Consider the following 22,560-nt stretch of genomic DNA (forward strand, 5'->3'; position numbering starts at 1 on the left):
CCTTCGTTCGTCGACATCGTCCTTCGCGACGTCAGGAACGGGCGCTGTGTCCGGCTGGGTTCACGCTGGGAGTTCGCTGTGCGGCTCAGCGCCTGCTGGCCCTGCGATAGCCGATGCTCGCGGGAACCGCGAACAGGACGATCGCGCCGAGCGACCACACGACGGTGAGGGTGAGCGGGCGCGCGAGCGGCCCGCCGTAGGCGAGCGCGCGCATGGCGTCGACGCCCACCGACATGGGTTGGTTGTGCACCACCGGCTGGATCCATTTCGGGAAGGCGACCAGCGGCACGAAGCCGGTGCTGAAGAACATCATCAGCGAGGTGAGGATGGTGATGCTCTCCACCAGAGTCGTTTTCGCGGTGAACACGGCGACCGAGGTGACGATGGTGGCGAAGGCCACGCCGAAGAACGTCGGGAGGAACAGGAAGACGATCGTCGCCGCGACACCTTCGTGGAAGCGGAACCCGAGCACGAAGCCAACCAGCACGACGGAGACGGTGCACGCGAAAATGCGGCAGCCCTCGGCGAGCACCCGCGAGGCGAGTCCGGAGGCACGGTGCACGGGCAGCACCCAGAAGCGGGCGAGCAGGCCCGCGTCGCGTTCGCGGCCGAGCAGGACACCTCCCGCGACCGCGCCGGAGAGCGCGCCGACCAGAGCGACCAAGGGCACCGAGCCGTACAGCGCGCTCTCGCCGGTGAACTTCCGGATCTGCCCGCCGATGACGGTGTTCAGCATGATCAGCAGTAGGCACGGGATGATCAGCGTCTCCAACAGCGTGACCGGGTTGCGCGCCCAGCGCAGCAGCAGTCGATGGGTCTGGATCAGCGTGTGCCGCACCAGTGCCGACCCCGATATCTCCGAGCCGGTGAGCAACTCGTCCGAGTGTTCGGTCAGCAGTGCCATCACGCCCTCCTCGCGCTCAGCCGCATCGACAGCAGGACGGAGCTGGCCAGATAGCCCAGCGCCCAGACCAGCGGCGGACCCATCAGCGACCAGGTCACTGCACCGGCGTTCGGTCCGCTGTCACCGGCCAGCGCCCGCAAGGCGATGGCCCACTGCGACACCGGCTGATTGCGCACGAACGGTTGCACCCATTCCGGGAACTGATCGGCAGGCGCGATCCCGGTGGACAGCATGCCCAGGATCAGCGGCGGCAACACCAGCGCCTGCGCCGTCGCCTCCGGGTTGTGCGACAAGGTGCCGATCACGTCCCCGCCCCAGATCAGCGCGACCCCGACGAGCACCGAGAACAACACGAAGCCGACTGTGTGGGCGGGGCTGAGGTAGAAGCGGAACCCGATGACGTATCCGCAGATCAACCCGCTGATCAAGGCGATGATCAGGCGGAAGACGCTGCCGGCCAGGCGCGCGGTGACCGGGACCAGCGGGCCGATCGGCATCGAGCCGAAGCGCCGGTTCAGCCCGGCCACCGAGTCGGTGGCGGCGCGGAAGGCCGCCGAGACCGCGGTGAACGCGGCGGCCTGCAGGATGACCAGCGGCATCATGTACTGCGCGTAACTGCTGAACCCCGTGCCGATGACGGTCATGATGGTCTTCAGCGGGATGTAGAAGCTGGCGGTGAACGTCACGGGCGCGAGCACCGAGGTGAGCACCTCGCCGGTTCGCATCGAGGGTGCGATCAAGCGGGTGGTCAGTACCCACCACTGCTGGGGCCGCAGCGGCGTCGCACGGGTCTGGCTGAGCCAGGTCGCCGCCGCCGTCACGACGCGGCCTCCCGCCGTGCGATCTCTTCCGTCGTCGCCAGATGCCCGGTCAGCTGGAGGAATACGTCGTCGAGCGAGGGGCGGCGCAGTGCGACGTCCACGAGATCGAAGCCCGCGCTGTCCAGCCTGCGCAGCGCCTCCAGCAGTGTCTTCGCACCGTCCGGTGCCGGTATGGCGATCCGATCGGAATCGGGACCGAGCGCGTCCCGATTCTCCTGTGGCAACAGGTGGCCCAGCGCGGCGGCGATGGCGGGCAGGTCCCGCAGATTCAGCGGCACCACCTCGCAGTAGCTGCCGCCGGTGCGCGCCTTCAGCTCGTCGGCGGTGCCCTGGGCGATGACCACGCCGTGATCGATGACGATGATCCGGTCGCTGAGCGCGTCGGCCTCCTCCAGGTACTGGGTGGTGAGCAGGGTGGTGATGCCCGCCTTCTTGAAGCCGGCGACCAGGTCCCACACCCCTTGCCTGCTGCGCGGATCCAGGCCGGTGGTCGGTTCGTCCAGGAACACCACGTCGGGCCGCACGACCAGACCGCAGGCGATGTCGATGCGCCTGCGCATGCCGCCGGAGTAGGTGCCGACCCGGCGGCCCGCCGCGCGTTCGAGGTCGAACTCGGCGAGCAGTTCGTCCGCGCGGGCCCGGGCGGTCCGCTTGCGCAGGCCCATCAGCCTGCCGAACATCACCAGGTTCTCGTAGCCGCTGAGCATGTCGTCGAGCGCGGCGTACTGGCCGGTCAGCATGATGCTGCGGCGGACCGCCGCGGGATCGGCCAGCACGTCGTACCCGGCGACCGTCGCCCGGCCGCGATCCGGCCGGATCAGCGTGGACAGCACGTTCACCGTGGTGGTCTTGCCCGCGCCGTTCGGTCCCAGAATGCCGAGCACCTCGCCCGGCTCGGCCGCGAAGTCGACTCCGCGCAATGCCTTGACCGTGCCGAAGGATTTCTCGATCCCCTCGACGACGACTCCTTGGTCGGAATTCATCCTCGGCCTCCCAGATGTGCATCGAGCACGCGCGCGACGACCGGCAGCACGTGCGGCGCGGTCAGTTCGTCGTGGGTCGCCTCGATGTCGTGGTTGATGATCTCGCCGGTCACGTACGGCCCCCAGCCGTCCGGACCGAAGATGTCGGAGGTGTCGACGATCGCGCTGAAGTACACGATGTCGCCGTCGAACACCGGACGGCGGTAACCGGTTCTGGTCCGCGCGGCGGCGTTGTAGGACGCGGCCATGCGCTCGAGCGTCGCGGCGTCGATGAGCGACACGCCGCCGAGCCGTTCGCGGATCAGATCGGCCGCCTGCTGCGCGGTCGCGTCCGCCGGGACGTCGTGGATGCCGAACACCGCGCCGAAGGTGTTCACGAACGAGCCCGCGGTGAGCCGTTCGATGCTGTCGCCGTCGATGTCGGCGGTGTCGGCGTCCAGCAGCGCGACTACGCCCACCTCGGCGCCTTGGGCCTTCAGCTTCGCCGCCGCCGCGTGGGCGATGAGGCCGCCGAACGACCAGCCGAGCAGGTGGTACGGCCCCTCGGGTTGCAGGGCCCGGATCTCCCGCACATACCGCTCGGCGAACTCGTCGATCGAGCGCGCGGGCGGTTCGTGACCGCCGAGGTCGGGCGCTTGCAGCCCGTAGATCGGGCGGCCGGGTGCGAGCGCGTCGGCGAATCCCAGGTACGTCCAGGACATCCCGGACGACGGGTGGATGCAGAACAGCGCGGGTTGCTCGCCCCCGAGCCGGATCGGCAGCACCACGTCCAGCCCGAGGCCGCCCGCCGCGGGCACGGCCGGAGACGCCGTGGCCGCCGCTTCTTCCTCGGCGGCGGTACGCGCCGCCGGGGTATGGGCGAACCGGGCCGCGACGCTCAGGGCGTCGATCCACAGATCGGCCAGTTCGGCGACCTCGTCCTGATCGAGCAGCGTGGACGGGAAGCCGAAGCTCGCCCGCAACCGGTCGCCGATCACGACCGCGTTCACGTCGATCGCCGATTGCAGCGGCACGCCGGGGTCTTCGGCGACGTGCACGTCGCCCAGTTCGTCGGTCGGCAGCCAGCCCAGGCCCTCGAGTCCGGCCGGGATGTCCCCGGTGGAGTACCGGCCGAGGTAGTTGAAGCCGACCCGGCCCGGCAGCCGTCGCGGCAACTGCCGCGCGGTCTCGGCGTTGAGGTAGCGCAACAGGCCGAAGCCGATGCCTTTGTCGGGCACCGCGAGCAACTGGTGCTTCACGGCGCGGATCGCGGCGCCCAATGCGGGTCCACCGGCCAGCGCGTCGTCGATGTCGATCTGTGCCAGGTCGAGGCGTACCGAGTAGATGCTGGTGAACCAGCCGATGGTGCGGGACAGATCGGCGGCGGGCACCACTTCTTCCTGACGGCCGTGGCCTTCCAGGCGCAGCAGCGCCGACGGGTCACCGGCGCGCCAGCGCACCAGGGCCAGCGCCAAGGTGGCCAGCAGCGTGTCGTTGACGCTGCCCTGGAACAAGCCGGGCAGGGTGGTGAGCAGCGCGGTGGTGACCTCGGCGGACACCTCCCGCTCGACCATGCGCAGCGTGCCGGTCCGGTCGACGGCGGGATCGAGTTCCCGGCCGCCGATCAGCGGATCGGGTCCGGCGAGCACGTCGTGCCAGTACGCCAGTTCGGCGACCCGCTGTTCGGAGTGCGCCTCCTCGGTCAGCGCGTGGGCCCACCGGCGCATCGAGGTTCCGGTCTCCGCCAGCACCGGGGTGGCGCCCGCCGACACCTGGGCCCACGCGGCCACCAGGTCCGGGATCAGGATGCGCCAGGACACCCCGTCGATCACCAAGTGATGCGCCAGCACGATCAACCGGCCCGATCGGGTGCGCGAACCCGCGTCGCCCACCGGGTCGAGCCAGATGAATTGCAATACCGTGCCGTTGGCCGGGTCGAGCCGGTCGGCGGCGGCGTCCAGCTCCGTCATGGCGAACTCGTGCAGTTCGATCGGGTCGACGGCGCTGAACTCGACGCGGTGCACCAGCGCGTCCACGTCGACCGATCCGGGGGAGCCGACCAGTATGCGCGGGCCGTCCGCGCCGTCGGTCACCAGCCGGGCGCGCAGCATGTCGTGCCGGTCCACCGCGGCGGCGAGCACGGTGACGATCTGCGACCGCTCGATGCCGACCGGTAGCTCCAGGACCGCCGTCTGGGCGAAGCGGTCGTAGTTTCCGCCGCGCTCCAGCATGTAGTGCGCGATCGGCGTGAGCGGCATTTCGCCGACGCCGCCGCCGGGCAACTCGTCCAAGGTCACCGCGGCGCCCGCCGCGTCGACGGCCGCGGCCAGCGCCGCCACCGTGCGGTGCTCGAACACCTGGAGCGGGGTGCAGGTGATCCCCTGCTGCTTGGCGCGCGACACCAGCTGGATCGCCAGGATGCTGTCTCCGCCCAGCGCGAAGAACGAGTCGTCGGCGCCCACCCGCGCCACCCCCAGCAACTCGCCGAAGATCGCGGCCAGCTGCTGTTCGGTCGGCGTGTCGGGCGCGCGATACTCGGTGCGGTCGGCGCGGAACTCCGGTGCGGGCAGCGCCTTGCGGTCCAGCTTGCCGACCGCGTTGAGCGGGATCTCGTCCAGCACGACGAACGCCGAGGGCACCATATAGCCGGGCAGGATGTCGGCGGCGAAGGCGCGCACCTTCGCCACGTCGAGCTCGGAGCCGGGCGTGCGGACCAGGTAGGCGGCCAGCGCGGTGGCCCCGGTGGCCCCGGTGGGGCCGGGCACGCCGAGCGTCGCCGCGAAGTCCACGCCGTCGGCGCGGCCGAGCACCGCGTCGATCTCGCCCAGCTCGATCCGCTGTCCCCGCACTTTGACCTGGAAGTCGGTGCGGCCCAGGTACTCCAGTTCGGGTCCGGAGTCGCCGCGGATCCAGCGCACGAGATCGCCGGTGCGGTACATCCGTTCACCCGCCGTGCCGAAGGGGCCGGCGACGAAGCGGGCCGCGGTCAGACTCGGCCGTGCGTGGTACCCGCGCGCCAGCGACGGCCCGGCGAGATACAGCTCGCCCGCCACGCCGAAGGGGACCGGGCGCAGCCGGTCGTCGAGGACCAGCACCTGCGCGCCCTGCACCGGCGTGCCGATGGTTACCGGGGCGCCCACCGCCAGCGGCGCCGAACCTGTTGCCCAGATGGTCGATTCGGTGGGTCCGTACAGGTTGACCATGGTGCGTCCGGTGGCCCAGCGCTCGACCAGTTCCGCGCCGACCGCCTCGCCTGCCACCGCGAGCACCCGGACGCTGGTCACCTCGGCGGGGTCGAGGGTCGCCAGCGCGGATGGCGTGATCACCATGTGACTGAGCTGTTCGGTGTCGATCAGCTCCGCCAGCGCGCCGCCGCCGAACACCTCCGGCGGTGCCACCACCGACGCGCCGCCGGAACCGAACGCCATGATCGCCTCGAACACCGACGCGTCGAAACTCGGTGACGCCACCTGCAGCACCCGGGAGTGCTCGTCCAATCCGAGCGAAACTCGTTGCGCCGCGACGAGATCCGCGATGCCACGATGGGATACCGAGACGCCCTTCGGTGTGCCGGTCGAGCCGGAGGTGTAGATCATCCACGCCGCGTTGTCCGGCCGGATGGGGCCCGGCAGCTCACGCTCGCCCAGCGGTCGGCTGCTCGCGGCGCTCCACCGCTCGACGAGCGCGAGGTCGTCGAGCACCAGCCAGTTCGTGCTGTCGGGCAGCATGGGCCGGAACGCGGCGAGGGTCAGCCCGAGCGTCGCGCCGGAGTCGGTGAGCATGTGATCGATGCGCTCGACCGGGTGCTTCGGATCGACCGGAAGGAACGCCGCGCCGGCTTTCGCCGCGGCCCACATGCCGATGAGCAGTTCCGGCGAACGCGGCAGTCCCAGCGCGACCACGGTTTCCGGACCGCCGCCCGACTCGAGCAACACTCGGGCCAGGCGATTGGCGTGCGCGTCGATCTCGGCATAGGTGGTGGTCTGCCCGTCGGACACCAAGGCGATGCGGTCCGGGTACCGCCGCACGGTCTCGGCCAGCAGGTCCGGCAGGATCGTGGTCGCCGCCGCGGCGGGGCCGCGCACGGGTACCAACGTCGCCCGTTCGGTGTCGTCGAGAATGTCGATATCGGCGATGCGTACCTCGGGCCGCGCCAGCACCGCCGCGAGCACGCGCCGCCACCGGGTGGCGAACGCGGCCACCGTCGCCTCGTCGAACAGATCCGTGGCGTAGGTCAGGACGGCCTCGATGCCCGCCGGACCGTCGGCGGCGAAGCGCTCGCGCAGATCCAAGGTCAGGTCGAACTGGGAGGCGTCGCGCTCGAAGTCCTCCACCTCGAACCGCAGGCCGGGCAGTTCCAGCACGGGTTCGACGAAGTTCTGCAGCGACAGCGAGACCTGGAACAGCGGGTGGTGCGCGGTCGAGCGAGCCGGATCCAGCACCTGGACCAGCCGCTCGAACGGCACGTCCGCGTTGGCGAAGGCGTCCAGGTCCGTGGACCGGACGGTGTCCAGGAACGCGGCGAAGCCCGCGCCCGGATCGACCGGGGTGCGCAGTGCCAGGGTGTTGACGAACATGCCGACGAGCTGGTCCAGCGCTTCCTCGCCGCGTCCGGCGACCGGGGTGCCGATCAGCACGTCGTCGGTGGTGGCCAGGCGCGCGAGCAGCACCGCGAGCGCCGCGTGCACGACCATGAACGGGCTGACGTGGTGCGCGGTGGCGAAATCCACCAGCGCCCGGTGCGTCTCGGCGTCGACGGTGAAGCCGAAGTCGGCGCTGTGCATGGTCTGCACCGCGGGGCGTGGCCGGTCGGAGGGCAGTTCCAGCACGTCGGGCGCGCCGGCCAGGGTCGCGCGCCAGAACTCGATCTGCCGCGCCGCCAAAGATTCCGGATTCGCCTCGTCGCCGAGCACCTCGCGGTGCCACAGCGCGAAATCGGCGTACTGCACCGGCAGCGGGACACGGACGGCGTGCCCGCCCGCGGACCGTTCGGAGTAGGCGGCGACCAGGTCGGCGGCCAGTGGCGCCATCGACGCGCCGTCGGCGCTGATGTGGTGCACCACCAGCACGACGACGTGCACCGGCGGCGTGGCGGCGGCGATCTCGCCGGAACTCGCGGTGTGACTCGATGAGACCGGTGCGGTCGCGCTGACGGGCCCGGACGAGATCGGAGCTTCGCCGGTGGAAGGAGCCGACGAGACCGGTCCCGCACTCGCGGAGGGCTCGACGTCGCCGTGGATCCGGAACAGGCCGACCCGCAGCGGCGGCTGGGTGGCGAGATCGAAGCCGGTTCCCGCCAATTCGGTGATCCGCTCCCGCAGTTCCGCGCCGTCCTCGGTGTCGGTCACCGGCATCGCGGGCACGGCCACGTCGGCGTCGACCACGACTTGACGCGGCCCTTCCGCGTCGGCGGGGTAGAGCGTGCGCAGGCTCTCGTGCCGGTCCACCACGTCGACGAGCGCGGCGCGCAGCGCCTGGACGTCCAGCTCTCCGGTGAGCCGCAGTGCCACCGCGATGTTGTAGGCGGCGGAAGCCGGATCCATCCGGTTGAGCACCCACATGCGCTGTTGCGCGGGAGACAGCGGAACCCGGTCCGGCCGGATGCGGGGCGCGAGGCCGGACCCGCCCGGTGCGGCGCCGGTGGCGGGCACCACCCGGGCGGACAGCTGGGCCACGGTCGGCGCGTCGAACAGATCACGCAGCGCGATCCGCGAGCCGAGCGCCGCGTTGACTCGCGCCACCACCTTGGTCGCGCTCAGCGAGTTGCCGCCGAGTTCGAAGAACGACTGGTCGACGCCGACGCGCTCCCGTTCGAGCACCTCGCCGAACACGGCGGCCACCGCCTCCTCGACGGGGCCGCGGGGCGCGAGGTAGGGCCGGTGGCTGTCGGAGAAGTCCGGCACCGGAAGGGCTTTGCGATCCAGCTTGCCGACCGGGGTGAGCGGGATGGTCTCCAGTACGACGAGGTAACCGGGCACCATGTAGCCGGGCAGCTCGGCGGCCACCTGCGCACGCAGTCGCTCGACGTCCAGCCGCGCGCCTTCGACGGGCAGCACGTAGGAGACCAGCACGGTCGTCCCGGCGGGGCCGGTGCGCCCGATGGTCACCGCGTATTCGACCTCGTCGTCGCGGGAGAGCACCGCGTCGATCTCGCCCAGCTCGATACGCAGGCCGCGGATCTTCACCTGGAAATCGCTGCGGCCCAGGTACTCCAGCTCGGGACCGGCACCGTTGTCGACCCAGCGCACCATGTCGCCGGTGCGGTACATCCGCTCGCCGGGTTCGCCGAAGGGGTCGGCGACGAACCTGCTCGCGGTCATCTCGAACCGGTTGAAATAGCCGCGCGCGAGCGCGGGACCCGCGAGGTACAGCTCACCGGGCACTCCCATCGGCACCGGACGCAGCCAGGCGTCCAGCACCACGGTGTCCGCGCCGCGGATGGGGCCGCCGATCGTGATCGGCTCCCCGCTGACGAGTTCGCCCGGTCCGGTCGCCCAGATGCTGAACTCGGTGGGGCCGTACAGGTTCACCATCCGCCTGCCCGGCGCCCACCGCTCGATCAGCTCCGGCGTCGCCGCTTCGCCCGCGACCGCGAGAACGCGCAAGTGTTCCAGCCCGGCGGGTTCCATGGTGGCCAGCGCCGACGGCGTGATCACGGCGTGGGTGACGCGCTGGGTGCGCAGCAGCGTCTCCAGTTCCGTCCCGCCGTAGACATCCGGCGGCGACACCACGAGCCTGCCGCCCGCGCCGTGCGCGATGAGCAGCTCGAACACCGAGGCGTCGAAACTCGGCGAGGCCACTTGCAGCGCGCTGGTGGTGTGATCGAGCGCGAGCGTCTCCCGTTGCGCGGTCACCAGGTTCGCGATGCCGCGGTGGCTGAGCAGCACGGCCTTGGGTTTGCCGGTGGAGCCGGAGGTGTAGATCAGGTACGCCGTCTGATCGAGGTCGATCGGCCCGCCGCGCTCCTCGTCGGTGATCGGCGCTTCGGACACCGTCATCACCCGGCGGATGGTGTTCAGGTCGTCGAGCAGCAGCCAGTCGATCGTGCCGGGAAGCGTCTCGCCGGTCGCGGTGACCGTCACGCCGATCGGGGCCTTGGAGTCGGTGAGCATGTGCTCGATACGTTCCACCGGGTAGTTCGGGTCCAGCGGAGCGAACGCCGCGCCGGTCTTGGCCAGCGCCCACACGGCGACCACCGATTCCAGCGAACGGGTGAGCGCCAGCACGACGAACACCTCTCGCCCGACGCCGCGGCGCAGCAGTACCCGGGCGAAGCGGTTGGACCAGGCGTCGAGTTCCGCGTAGGACATGGTGAGCTCGCCCGCGGTGATCGCGATCGCGTCCGGATCGATTCGCGCGCCCGCCGTGAGCAGCTCGGGCAGCGTGGCGGGCGGCACGGACTCCGGGCCGCGTACCGGCGCCAGCGTGGCGCGCTCGGCGTCGTCGCAGTATTGCAACTGGGAGACCAGCGCGTGCGGGTTGTCCGCGAGCTGGGTCAGCAGCCGGACGAAGCGATCCAGCAGCGGCCGGGCATCCTCCGCCGGAAGCTGGTCGGCCATGTACTTCAGCGTGATCCGCAGCGTGTCCCGGCCGTCGTCGCCGCGCAGCGGGATCACCATGAGGTTCAGCGGGTAGGGCGTCGCGTCGGTGCCCTCTACGTCGAGCACCCGCATGCCCGCGATGTCCAGCGCCTGCGACAGCGCTTCGCGGTCGATGGGATAGGACTCGAATACGGTGAGCGTGTCGAACAATTCGGCGAGGCCCACCGCCTGGTGGATGGCGGCCAATCCGACGTGCTGATGGTCCATCAGCCGCGCCTGCTCGGACTGCACGCGCGCGAGCAGGTCGGCGACCTTTTCCGCCGGATCCAGCCGCACCCGCACCGGCAGCGTGTTGATGAACAGGCCGACCATCTCCTCGACCCCGGCAAGCTCCGGCGGCCGTCCCGAGACCGTGCCGCCGAACACCACGTCGGTGCGCCCGGTGAGCATGGCCAGCAGCATCGCCCACGCGGCCTGCACCAGGGTGTTCACCGTCGCGCCCGCTTCCCGGCCCGCGGCCTCCAGCCCGGCGACGGTGTCGCGGGACAGGTCGACGGAGGTCATGCCGGTTTCGGTCGATTCGATTCCGGCGAGGGTGGGCACCGCGCGGGTCGGCGTGTCGATACCGGCCAGCGACTCGGTCCATGCGGCGAGGGATTCCGTGTCGTCCTTGGTCTCCAACCAGGTCAGGAACTCACGATAGGAATGCGCGGGCGGCAGGGCCGCGGCGTCACCGTCGGTGACGTAGAGGGTGAGCAGTTCGCGTACCAGCAGCGGGGTCGACCAGCCGTCCAGCACCAGGTGGTGGTTGGTCAGCACGAAACGGTAGGTGTCCGGCGCGATCCGGATGAGCGTGCAGCGCAGCAGCGGGGGCCGGGTGAGCTCGAACCGGGTGCGGGCGTCCACCGCGATCAACCGGTCGACTTCCCCGGCGCGCTCGGCCTCGTCGGCGATGCCGGTGAGATCCGCTTCCCGCCACTCGATCTCGGCGTCGGCCAGGACGAGCTGGCGCGGGCCGTCCTCGGTCTCGACGAAGGCGACGCGCAGGTTCTCGTGCCGGGTCACCAAAGCCTGTGCGGCGCGGCGCAACCGGGCCGCGTCGACGGTGCCCGCCAAGGTGAGCAGCGACTGCACCGTGTAGCCGTCGGCGGTGTCGGAATCGTAGAGCGCGTGGAAGAGCAGGCCGTACTGCAGTGGTGAGAGCGGCCACACGTCGGCGAGGTTCGGGTAGGCGCGCTCCCAGTCGTCGATCTGCGCCTGTGTGACGGTGACCAGATCGAAGTCCGATGGTGTGCGTCCGCCCGCGCTCGCGGACGCGACGTGCCGAGCGAGCGCGTCGAGCGCCTGCTCCCACAGCGCGGCGAGTTCGCCGAGATCCGCCTCCTCGAAAAGCCGTCCGGCGTAGCCCCAGGTCACCTCGAGTCCGGCATCGGTGAGCACGGCGTTGATGTCGACCGCGGCGGCCAGCGGCGCGCGGTCGTCCTGGGTCGCGGCGAGCCGGCGCGGCAGCCACGGTTCCGCGTCGCCGCCGGTGGACGCGCGTCCGAGGTAGTTGAAGCTGATCTGCGGGGTGGGCGCGTCTGCGAGCGCCGCCGCCGTGCTCGGGACCAGGTAGCGGAGCATCCCGAATCCGATGCCTTTGTCCGGCAGCGCGCGCAGCTGTTCTTTCGTCGCCTTGATCGCGGAGCCCGCCGCGGCCCCGCCCGCGAACGCGTCCGCCACGTCGATGCCGGTCAGATCGACCGCGACGGGGTAGACGCTGGTGAACCAGCCCACCGTGCGCGCCACGTCGGCGCCCGGCAGGACGGTTTCCGAGCGGCCGTGGCCCTCCAGAGTGAACAGCGTGGAGCTGCGGTCGCGCCACCGTGCCACCGCCAGCGCGAGGGCTGCCAGCAGCACGTCGTCGGCGCCGCAGTGGAAACGATCCGGCGCGGTGGTGAGCACGGACTGCGCGAAGTCCGGCGGTACGACGGTCGTCAGGTGCGCCATGGAGCCCACCACATCGACGGCCGGGTCCATCGGCGCCGAGCCGAGCGCGGGGTCGGGTGTCGCCAGGACGCGTTGCCACAACGGCAATTCGCCGGTGCGCGACGCCGCGTGCTCGCGCTGGCCGTGCGCCCAGCGCCGGAACGAGGTGCCGACGGGAGCGAGCTCGGCGCCCAGCGCGGCGGTGGCGAGGTCCGGCAGCAGGATCCGCCAGGAAACGCCGTCGGTGACGAGGTGGTGCAGCACCAGCCACAGCAGCGGCGCGGCGTCGGCACGCTCGATCCACACGAATCGCGCGACCACGCCGGACTCCGGTTCGAGCAGGTCGGCGGCGCGCTGCAACGCACGCTCGCAGGTCGCGTCGAGATCACCGTCCGCGGTCACGATTTCCAGCAGGGCGCCCGCGTTCACCGCACCGGGTTCGGCGACCACCCAGTTCCAGCCGTCGCCGGTGCGCCGCAGCGTCGAACGCAGCAGATCGTGCCGGTCGAGCAGCGCTGTGAGCGCGGCGGTCAGATCCGCGCGCTCCATGCCCGACGGCAGCTCGATCAGCACCGCTTGGGCGAACCGCCGCCAGGTGTCACCGGTCTCGAGCATCGCGTGCACGATCGGCGTCAGCTCTACGTCGCCGACTCCGCCGCCGGGCAGCTCGTGCACCACTCCGGTCGGCACATCGGTGGCCACCGCGGCCAGCGCGGCGACCGTCTTGCGCTCGAAGACATCCCGTGCGCCGAACCCGAGCCCGGCCGCCTTCGCCCGCGACACCAGCTGGATCGAGACGATGCTGTCGCCGCCGAGCGCGAAGAAACTCTCGTCGACCCCCACCGATTCCAGGCCGAGCACCTCCACGAACAGCGCGGCGAGCGTCTCCTCGCGCGGTGTGGACGGCGGCCTGCTCGCGGTGGTCCGCGCGCCGAATTCCGGTGCGGGCAGCGCCTTGCGGTCCACCTTGCCAAGCGGCGTGAGCGGAAGACGGTCGAGCACCATGATCACCGCGGGCACCATGTAGGCCGGAAGCGATTCTCCTACCGCGGCTTTCAGCGCCTCGGGGTGGATCTGCGCACCCGGCTCCGGCAGCACGTACGACACGAGCGCGGTGGCGCCCGAACCGGTTTCGACACCGATAGTGAGCGCGAAGTCGACGTCGGGCTGCCGCTGCAAGGCGGCATCGATCTCGCCGAGCTCGATGCGGAAACCGCGCACCTTCACCTGGAAGTCGCTGCGTCCCTGGTACTCCAATTCGACGCGGCCGTCGTTGTGCACCCAGCGCACGAGATCGCCGGTGCGGTACATCCGCTCGCCCGTGCCGTACGGGTCGGCGACGAAACGGTCGGCGGTCAGCCCGTTGCGCCGGTGGTACCCGCGCGCGACGCCGGGACCGGCGAGGTAGAGCTCGCCGACGGTGCCCGGCGGCAGCGGACGCAGCCACGGATCCAGGACCACCGCCGACACGTCGCGGGCCAGACTGCCGATGGTGACCGGACCGTCCGGCGTCAGCGGGGCGCTGAGGGTGACGGTGATGGTGGTCTCGGTGGGCCCGTAGCCGTTCAACAAAGTCCGGCCCGACCATTTGGTCACCAGCTCGGGCGGGCAGGCGTCGCCGCCCACGATCACGGTGCGCAGCTGTGGCAGCGTCGCCGGGTCGAGCGAGCCGACCACGGCCGGGGTCACGTTGAGGTGGGTGACGCGGTGGGCGCGCAGTACCTGGGCCAGCTCCTCGCCCGCGTACGCCGACGGCGGCACCACGGCAAGCGTCGCGCCCGTCGCCAGGGTGACCAGGATCTCCTCCACCGAGATGTCGAAACTCGGCGACACGGCGTGGGCGACGACGGACTCGGCGTCGATGCCGAATCCGGCGCCGGAACTCGCCACCAGGTTGGCCAGCCCTCGGTGCGGGACGAGCACGCCTTTCGGGAGCCCGGTGGAACCGGAGGTGTAGATGATGTACGCGGCTTGGTCCGGGTGCGTCGCCGCGGTGCGGTCGGCGTCGGTCAGCGGCGCGGCATCCTGCTCGGCCATCGCCCGCTCGGTGCCCTCGTCGTCGAGCGACAGCCAGGACACCCGGCGCGGCAACGACTTTCGCGCGGCCGCCGTCGTGATGCCCGCGACGACGCCGCTGTCGCCGACCATGTGCTCGATCCGGTCGGCCGGGTAGGTCGGATCGATCGGCACGAACGCCGCGCCGGTCTTGGCCACCGCGATCGTCGCCAGCACCGACCCGATGGACCGCGGGATGGAGATCGCAACGGTGCGCTCGGGCCCGGCGCCGGCGGCGATCAGCACCCGGGCCAGCCGGTTGGTGTAGTCGTCGACCTGACGGTAGGTCAGCGCGGTCTCGCCCTCCACCAGCGCGGTCGCCAGCGGATCGCGGGCCGCGCCTTCGGCGAGGAGGGCGGGCAGCGTCCGCGCCGCGACGCCCGCGGGTCCCCGGGCGGGTGCGAAGCCGGTGCGCTCGTCATCCGACAGCACCGGCACACTCGCCAGCGGCGCGTCCGGCCCGGCGGCCAGGAAACGGTGCAGGAACGACAGGAAGCGGCGGTGTTGCCCGGTCAGCTCGGCCTCGGTGTAGAGGTTGCCGTTGGCCTGGAAGTCGATGTGCGTGCTCTCGCCGCCGACACCCGGATACAAGTTGACGAACAGGTCGTCGATCAACCCGGAGGTCAGCACGTGCAACCGCCCGGTCACCGGGCCGAGCTGGATTCTGGTGTCGACCATCATCAGGTTCACCGACGGGCCGAACGACCCGGCCTCGTCCATCGGCCAGCCCAGATCGCGGAAGATGTCCTCCTGCCGGTAGCGCTGGCGCCGCAGCGCCCCGGTCAGCTCGCCCTGGGCGGCCCGGATCACCTCGCCGACGGTCGTGGCGGGCGTCAGCCGCAGCCGCAGCGGAACCACGTTGGCGATCATGCCGCCGGAACGCCGCAGCGTCGCGGTGGTGCGCGCGGATACCGGCAGGCTCAGCACGACTTCGGGCGCGCCGGTCATCGCGGACAGATACGCGCCGAAGGCGGCGACCACGGTCGGCGCGACACCGGAGGACGCCTGCTCGGCGACGGCGTCCAGCAGGTTACCGGTGTCGGCGGGCAGCGCGCCGGTGACCCGCCGCGGATGCCCGTCCACGCCCGCGGTGCGGCCGGCCAGGCTCACCGGATCGGCCATGCCGTCCAGATGCGCCTGCCAGTGCTCCCGGTCCGCGCCGAACCGCTCGGAACTGCGGTAGGCCAGATCGGCCTCGACGATCTTGCGCAGGTCCTCGGCCTTCGCGGGCGACGCTTCGCGGCCCTCGACGGCGGCATTGTACAGCTCTCCGGTGCGCTGCACCATGGTCAGCGCGCCCATGCCGTCGAGCACGATGTGGTGGATGCGCGAGTACCAGAACCAGCGGTCCGCGCCGACGCGCAGCATGGCGATGCGCACCAGCCGGTCGCGGGTCAGCTCCAGCGGGGCCTCGTACTCCGCGCGCATCCACGCGTGCGCGGCCGCCTCAGGATCGGGTTCGGAACGGAAGTCCAGCGTTTCCAGACTGTCGTCGAGCGCGGGGTCGACGAATTGGAACGGATGTCCCTCCACCTCGACCAGGCGCAGGTAGCCGGTGCCGAACTCGCGCCCGGCCTGCCGCGCCGACCGTGCGAGCAGGTCGAGGTCGATCGGACCGTTCAGTTCGACGTACTGGGCGATCGAGATCGGAGTATCACCGGCGACGTGCTGGGCGAACCAGATGCCGCGCTGTGCCGCCGATAGGGCGAAGGCCCCATCGGGAAGAACTGTGTCGGATTCTTTCGCCGAGAGGGAAGGCTGTTGCATGACGTGTCCTACGTTCTGACCGCGATCCGGCCGATCGGCAGTGACCGCCCGTAGCCACCGCGGTAGCGGTAGTACCTGCCGCCGCACAGCAAGCGGCAACTCAATTCTGAACCGGCGCGGTCGACGCTGCGGGGGTATTGGGCACACTGCGCGACCCGAACATGCTGTTCGGGTCGCGGGGGAGGGGTTGTGTCCGGTCAGGCGGCTTTCGGGAGAAGATCCAGGTCGGCCGCGCCCAGCGGGGCGGCGGAGCTGGTCAGGTAGCGCTGCAGAGTGGAGCGCTCGTCCAGCACCAGCCAGGTGATCGCTTCCGCGGACTCGGGCTGCTGGTCCTTGGTGGTGACGCCCACCGAGGTGCCGAGCGCGTAGGAGCCGTCGTCGGTCACCGGGACGGCGATGGCGCCGATCTTGGTGGCGGCCCGCTCGGCTACGACGGACTCGATCGCCTGGTCGATCGCGACCGCGATCCGGGTGCCGGGTCCGGCGCCGAGGCGCAGCAGCAGCCGGGCCAGGCGATTGGACCAGCGATCCAGCTCGGCGTAGGTCAGGTCGCAACCGGCGGTGGACGCCACGACCGCGTGCGGATCGACCTCGGCGACGGGCTGTGCCACCGGCAGGGAGTACAGGTTGTCGGCGAGCGAATCGGTCAGCGTGTGCATGTCGTGTCCTCGGGGTCGATTGGGAGGTTTTCGGCGTACCTCTGAATCTCGTCCTCGAGTGGACTTTTCGACAGCAACCCCAGCGCTGGTCCGCGCACTCCAAGGGTGGGGGAAACCTCACCCAAGGGGGTGGGCGGTCAGTCGGTCACGTAACCGTTGAGCGTGTTGCGCAGGTCGGTGAGCAGGGCGCGGGCGGCGGTGAGGCCGTCGCCGTGCCAGACGCTGTCCTCCACGGCGAACACCCGGCGATCGGTGGCGGCGCCGAGTTCCTTCCACTCGTCGGTGCGCAGCACCGCTTCACCGTGTTTCTTGCCCTCCTGGCCCGCGAGGATCACATAGATCAGGTCGCCCTCGGCCTTGGTGGCGAACTCGCTCTCACGCACGTCGAACGACGCGCCGCGCTGCGCGGCGGGACGCTGCACGCCCGCGTCGGCGAGCACCTGGCCGGAGAAGCTGTCGCCGCCCTGCACCCGCTGAGCGTCGGCGGTGAACCTGAGGATCGACGCCTGGGTCTGGCCCGCCGCCAGCGTGGCACCGGTGTCGCGCGCCTCGGTGCGGTAGTTCTGCAGTGCGGTCTCCGCCGCGTCGCGCCGTCCCATGCCCGCCGCGTACGCCGCGAACTCGGCTTGCCAGCTGTTGTTCGAACCGACCAGCACGGTCGGGGCGATGGCCTGCAACGCGCTGAAACTCCCTGTGCCAGTGGGGTTCTCGCCCAGAATCAGATCGGGATGCAGGGCTGCGATCCGGGCCGGGTCCGGCTGTGCGGCGGTGCCGACGCCGGGGATCTTCAGCACGCCGGTGCCCAGATAGGCCGGTTGCGGGCTCGGGCCGTCGAGGGTCACCGTCCCCACGACCCGCTCCCACAGGCCGACCGCGCAGACGGCGTCCAGCGCGGAGGTGCTGAGCACGACGATGCGCTGCGGGTCGGCGGGGACCTCGGACACGCCCGCCGCATGGGTGACGCTGCGAGTGTCCCCGCCCGCCGGGTCGGGCGCGCTCGGCAGCGCGCAGGCCTTGGTGGTGTCGCGCTCCAGCCCCACCACGCCCGCGCCCGCGATGTTGGTGGTGGTGCGCACGATGGAGGCGGAGTTGTCGGTGGCGCCGCCGCAGCCCGCGAGCACGAGCGCGGCACACCCGGCCACGACCGCCCGGAACCGGTGACCGGCCGCGCCGTTCCGATGACGAATCGCGCGAATTCGGGTGCGTACCTGCATCACGTCGCTCACCGGCATGCGAGTGAGGGTACATGTCGGCGCCGTCCGGCCCCCGGGTGAGGTCGCGGCGGTGGGCGTCCGTGTGCCGCGCTTCGGGGGCAGGAATACACCACCCGGCAGACGGCCCGCACGCTACGCCCCGGTCGGTGCCGGTCTGCGTGCGGGCCGCCGGGTCAGGCTCGATTGCCGCCGATGCTGAAGCGGGCGCCGGTGGCGTCGGTGACCGCGGCCATCCGGCCGTAGGGCGTGTCCTGGGGCGGCGAGAGCACGGTCCCGCCCAGTTCGGTGAGCCGCTCGACGGTCTTGTCCACGTCGTCGGCGCCGAAGTAGACGATCCAGCCCGCGGGTGCGCCCTCGGGCAGGAAGGCCGATGCGTCCATGACGCCGCCCAGCATCGGGCTCTCGGCGTGGATGGTGGAGTAGCGGAACTCCGGGGCGTCGGAGACGGTGAAGACGTCCGACCAGCCGAAGACCTCCCGGTAGAAGGTCAACGAGGCGTCGTAGGCGCGGGTGTGCAGCTCGAACCAGGACGGCGCGCCCGCGTGCTCGCGCCACTGCCCGCCGGAGACCAGACCCATGGTCTCGAAGCCGGGGAACGTCCCGGCCTGCCAGATGCCGACGCCCGCACCCCCGACATCGCCGAGCACGGCCATCGTGCCCAGCTCGCCCACCGCCATCGGCGGCACGACCAGCGACGCCCCCGCCGCCGTCGCCGCGTCGGCGGTGGCCTGTGCGCCGGAACTGGCCAGATACACCGTCCATTGTTCCGGGCTGTCGGTGTCGCCGGGCATCCTGGCCATCGCGCCCGCCACCGCGCGCCCGTCCTTGCGGAAGGTGACGTACCCGCCGAACTCCTCGCCCGCGCTCTCGGCCGTCCAGTCGAACAGTTCGCGGTAGAACGCGATACTCCGATCGAGGTCGGAGCTGTACAAATCGACCCAACAGGGATCGCCGATCTTCGTGCGGTTGGTTCCGGTCATCGCTGCTCTCCTGGCCTGAGGTGAACTCGTGTCACCTCTACAGACGCCCGCCACCGACAGAACTCATCGGTCCCGCACGGAACAGACGAGCCCGGACGGACGCGAGCGGCGGTCGCTCGGACGCGAGCCATGCGGGGCCGCGAACACGCCACACCGCAGGTGCGGCCGAACAAATACGACAGAGAGTAGGACCCGTTCGGTCGAGCGCATCTTCACGGGTTTACGATTCGGAGAGCGCAAGCGAACTGTCGTCTGTTCCGACATCGGGATGGATGCGATCAGCGGAGCCTGCGGAGCGACCTAAAGGCACTTTCAGGAGGATCAGTGACTGCCGTAGAGCCCCAGCCAGTCCCTCAGTTGGAAGCGACTCGGCCTTATCCGGCTCGGACCGGGCCGAAGGGCTCGTTCATCTACAAGATGGTCACCACCACGGACCCGAAGGTCCTGGGTGTCATGTACCTGACCACGTCGATGGGCTTCTTCCTCATCGGTGGCCTGATGGCCCTGCTGATGCGCGGTGAGCTGGCCCGGCCGGGCCTGCAGTTCCTCTCGACCGAGCAGTTCAACCAGCTGTTCACCATGCACGGCACGATCATGCTGCTGTTCTACGCGACCGCGATCGTGTTCGGCTTCGCGAACATCATCCTCCCGCTGCAGATCGGCGCCCCCGACGTCGCCTTCCCGCGCCTGAACGCCTTCAGCTACTGGCTGTACGCGTTCGGCGCCAGCATGGCGACCGCGGGCTTCATCACCCCGGGCGGCGCCGCGGACTTCGGCTGGACGGCGTACGTGCCGCTCACCGACATCCTGCACTCCCCGGGCGTCGGCACCGACCTGTGGATCCTGGGCCTGGCGGTGTCCGGTCTGGGCACCATCCTCGGTGGCGTGAACATGCTGACCACGGTGGTCTGCCTGCGTGCTCCCGGTATGACCATGTTCCGGATGCCGATCTTCACCTGGAACATCGCCGTGACCAGCGTCCTGGTGCTGCTGGCCTTCCCGCTGCTGACCGCCGCGCTGTTCGGCCTGGCCTACGACCGTCACCTGGGTGGCCACATCTACGACCCTGCGACCGGCGGCATCCTGCTCTACCAGCACTTGTTCTGGTTCTTCGGACACCCCGAGGTGTACATCATCGCGCTGCCGTTCTTCGGCATCGTCTCGGAGATCTTCCCGGTCTTCTCGCGTAAGCCGATCTTCGGTTACACCACGCTGGTCTACGCCACCCTTGGCATCGCCGCGCTGTCGATCGCGGTGTGGGCGCACCACATGTACGCCACCGGCGCCGTGCTGCTGCCGTACTTCTCGTTCATGACGTTCCTCATCGCGGTCCCGACCGGTGTGAAGTTCTTCAACTGGATCGGCACCATGTGGCGCGGTCAACTGACCTTCGAATCGCCGATGCTGTTCTCCATCGGCTTCATCGTCACCTTCCTCTTCGGTGGTCTGTCCGGCGTCATCCTGGCCAGCCCGCCGCTGGATTTCCACGTCACCGACTCGTACTTCGTCGTGGCGCACTTCCACTACGTGCTCTTCGGCACCATCGTGTTCGCCACCTACGCGGGCATCTACTTCTGGTTCCCGAAGATGACCGGCCGGATGCTGGACGAGCGCCTGGGCAAGTGGCACTTCTGGACGACGTTCATCGGCTTCCACACCACCTTCCTGGTCCAGCACTGGCTGGGCGCCGAGGGCATGCCGCGCCGCTACGCCGACTATCTGCCCAGCGACGGCTTCACCACGCTGAACACGATCTCCACGATCGGCGCCTTCGTGCTCGGCGCGTCGATGCTGCCGTTCCTGTGGAACGTCTTCAAGAGCTACCGCTACGGCGAGGTGGTCACCGTGGACGACCCGTGGGGCTACGGCAACTCGCTGGAATGGGCCACCACCTGCCCGCCGCCGCGGCACAACTTCTACGAGCTGCCGCGCATCCGCTCGGAGCGTCCCGCGTTCGAGCTGCACTACCCGCACATGGTCGAGCGCATGCGCGCCGAGGCGCACGTCGGCTGGGGCGCGGGCAAGCACGCCACCGACCTGCACGAGCCGAACGTCCTCGCGCAGTAGGGCGCTTCCCCGGCGGGGCCGGACGGGTGATGTCCGGCCGCGCCGTAGGATTCATCGCGACGAGTGTGCACCCGCTGGTCACCAGCGGGTGCACACTCGTTTGTGGAGATCAGTACGCACCGTGCGTTGCGACAACGACGTCCAGCACAGCGACGGCGAACATCGAACATGGAGCACATCAGTTGGCCGACACCACCGTCCTCGTCACCGTCACCGGGCCGGACCGCCCCGGTGTGACGTCCGTGCTGCTCGCGGCCATGTCCCGGCACCGAGTGAGCCTGCTGGACGTGGAGCAGGTCGTGATCCGGGGCAGGCTGACTCTCGGCGTCCTGGTGACCTGCCCGACCGACGCCGAGGCGTTGCAGGACGAGCTCGAAGAGGCCATGAACACCGTCGGCATGAACGTCGACGTTGAGGTGGACGCGGCGATCGGCAGGCAGCCGATGTCCACCCACGCGGTGGTCATTCTCGGCAGCCCGGTCACCGCGCGCGCGTTCAGCGCTGTGTCGCGGCAACTGGCCGCGCTGGGAGCCAACATCGACACCATCCGCGGTATCGCCGACTACCCGGTGACCGGCATGGAGTTGATGGTCACCGCGACCGACTCCGGCCCGGACACCGATTTCCGGCTGCGCACGGCGCTGGCCGAGGTCGCGGTGGCCGAGCAGGTGGACGTCGCCGTGGAGCGGGCCGGGCTGGCCCGCCGGGGCAAGCGGCTGATCGTGTTCGACGTCGACTCGACCCTGATTCAGGGCGAGGTCATCGAGATGCTCGCCGCGCACGCGGGCGTGGAGGACGAGGTCCGCAAGGTGACCGAGGCCGCCATGCGCGGCGAGATCGATTTCGCCGAATCGCTGCGGCAGCGGGTAGCGACGCTGGCCGGGCTGGACGAGTCGGTGATCGAGGAGGTCGCCGACCGGATCGAGCTGACCCCCGGCGCCCGCACCACCATCCGCACGCTGCGCCGGATCGGTTTCCGCTGCGGCGTGGTGTCGGGCGGTTTCCGGCAGGTGATCGAACCGCTGGCGCACGAATTGGAACTGGACTTCGTGCGGGCGAACACCCTGGAAGTCGTGGACGGCAAGCTGACCGGCCGCGTCGTCGGCGAGATCGTCGACCGCGCGGCCAAGGCGACCGCCCTGCGCAAGTTCGCCGCCGACGCCGGGGTGCCGATGGAACAGACCGTCGCGGTGGGCGACGGCGCCAACGACATCGACATGCTCAACGCCGCCGGGCTCGGCGTCGCCTTCAACGCCAAACCGGCGCTGCGCGAGGTCGCCGACGCCGCGCTCTCCCACCCGTATCTGGACGCGGTCCTGTTCATCCTCGGGGTCACCCGGCACGAGGTGGAGGCCGCCGACGCCAGGGACGGCCTGCTGCGCCGCGTCCCGCTGGGCTGAACATCCGGCCCGGTTCCGCCTCGATAAACGCTGTCGGACGCAGCCCGTCGGTAACTTCGCGCATGGCCGCAGCGAAGGCGGAGGTACGCATGGATGGGTGCTGTCGGACGCGGTCCGTCGTTAGTTTCGCGCATGGCCGCAGCGAAGGCGGAGGTACGCATGGATGGGTGCTGTCGGACGCGGTCCGTCGTTAGTTTCGCGCATGGCCGCAGCGAAGGCGGA

The 22,560-nt window shown here is 70.4% G+C and carries 9 protein-coding genes; 2 read left to right on the forward strand and 7 right to left on the reverse strand.

Annotated elements, in window-relative coordinates:
• Positions 1–85: 85 nt before the first annotated feature.
• The 7 genes from ACWEO7_RS24795 to ACWEO7_RS24825 all read right to left on the reverse strand — a co-directional run bounded on the left by ACWEO7_RS24795 (position 86) and on the right by ACWEO7_RS24825 (position 18,871).
• A complete protein-coding gene (locus ACWEO7_RS24795) occupies positions 86–904 on the reverse strand; it encodes an ABC transporter permease (protein WP_450020450.1) in 819 nt (272 codons plus the stop codon).
• Complete coding sequence (locus ACWEO7_RS24800; protein WP_452426486.1) at positions 904–1,725, reverse strand: antibiotic transporter; 822 nt, start codon at positions 1,723–1,725, stop codon at positions 904–906. The genes ACWEO7_RS24795 and ACWEO7_RS24800 overlap by 1 nt, the downstream gene beginning before the upstream one ends.
• On the reverse strand, positions 1,722–2,708 hold the full coding sequence (locus ACWEO7_RS24805) for an ATP-binding cassette domain-containing protein (protein ID WP_452426488.1): 987 nt from the start codon (positions 2,706–2,708) through the stop codon (positions 1,722–1,724). Before ACWEO7_RS24805 ends, ACWEO7_RS24800 begins: the two co-directional genes overlap by 4 nt.
• Positions 2,705–16,018, reverse strand: a complete 13,314-nt coding sequence (locus ACWEO7_RS24810; RefSeq protein ID WP_452426489.1) for an amino acid adenylation domain-containing protein — start codon at positions 16,016–16,018, stop codon at positions 2,705–2,707. Before ACWEO7_RS24810 ends, ACWEO7_RS24805 begins: the two co-directional genes overlap by 4 nt.
• 197 nt (positions 16,019–16,215) lie before the next feature.
• On the reverse strand, positions 16,216–16,677 hold the full coding sequence (locus ACWEO7_RS24815; protein WP_355078758.1) for an AMP-binding protein: 462 nt from the start codon (positions 16,675–16,677) through the stop codon (positions 16,216–16,218).
• A gap of 137 nt (positions 16,678–16,814) precedes the next feature.
• Positions 16,815–17,909, reverse strand: coding sequence for an ABC transporter substrate-binding protein (locus tag ACWEO7_RS24820; protein WP_452426491.1), 1,095 nt, complete (start codon positions 17,907–17,909; stop codon positions 16,815–16,817).
• 155 nt (positions 17,910–18,064) lie between these two features.
• Complete coding sequence (locus ACWEO7_RS24825; protein WP_379253324.1) at positions 18,065–18,871, reverse strand: VOC family protein; 807 nt, start codon at positions 18,869–18,871, stop codon at positions 18,065–18,067.
• A gap of 324 nt (positions 18,872–19,195) precedes the next feature.
• Here ACWEO7_RS24825 and ctaD point away from each other — a divergent pair, with 324 nt between their 5' ends.
• Both ctaD and serB read left to right on the forward strand, forming a co-directional pair.
• Entirely contained in the window at positions 19,196–20,938 is a 1,743-nt protein-coding gene (gene ctaD / locus ACWEO7_RS24830; protein WP_355078763.1) for an aa3-type cytochrome oxidase subunit I, read from the forward strand.
• Between the two features lie 182 nt (positions 20,939–21,120).
• A complete protein-coding gene (serB, locus tag ACWEO7_RS24835; protein WP_450020466.1) occupies positions 21,121–22,338 on the forward strand; it encodes a phosphoserine phosphatase SerB in 1,218 nt (405 codons plus the stop codon).
• The last annotated feature ends 222 nt before the right edge of the window (positions 22,339–22,560 follow it).

This window comes from Nocardia sp. NPDC004260, from assembly GCF_053603155.1.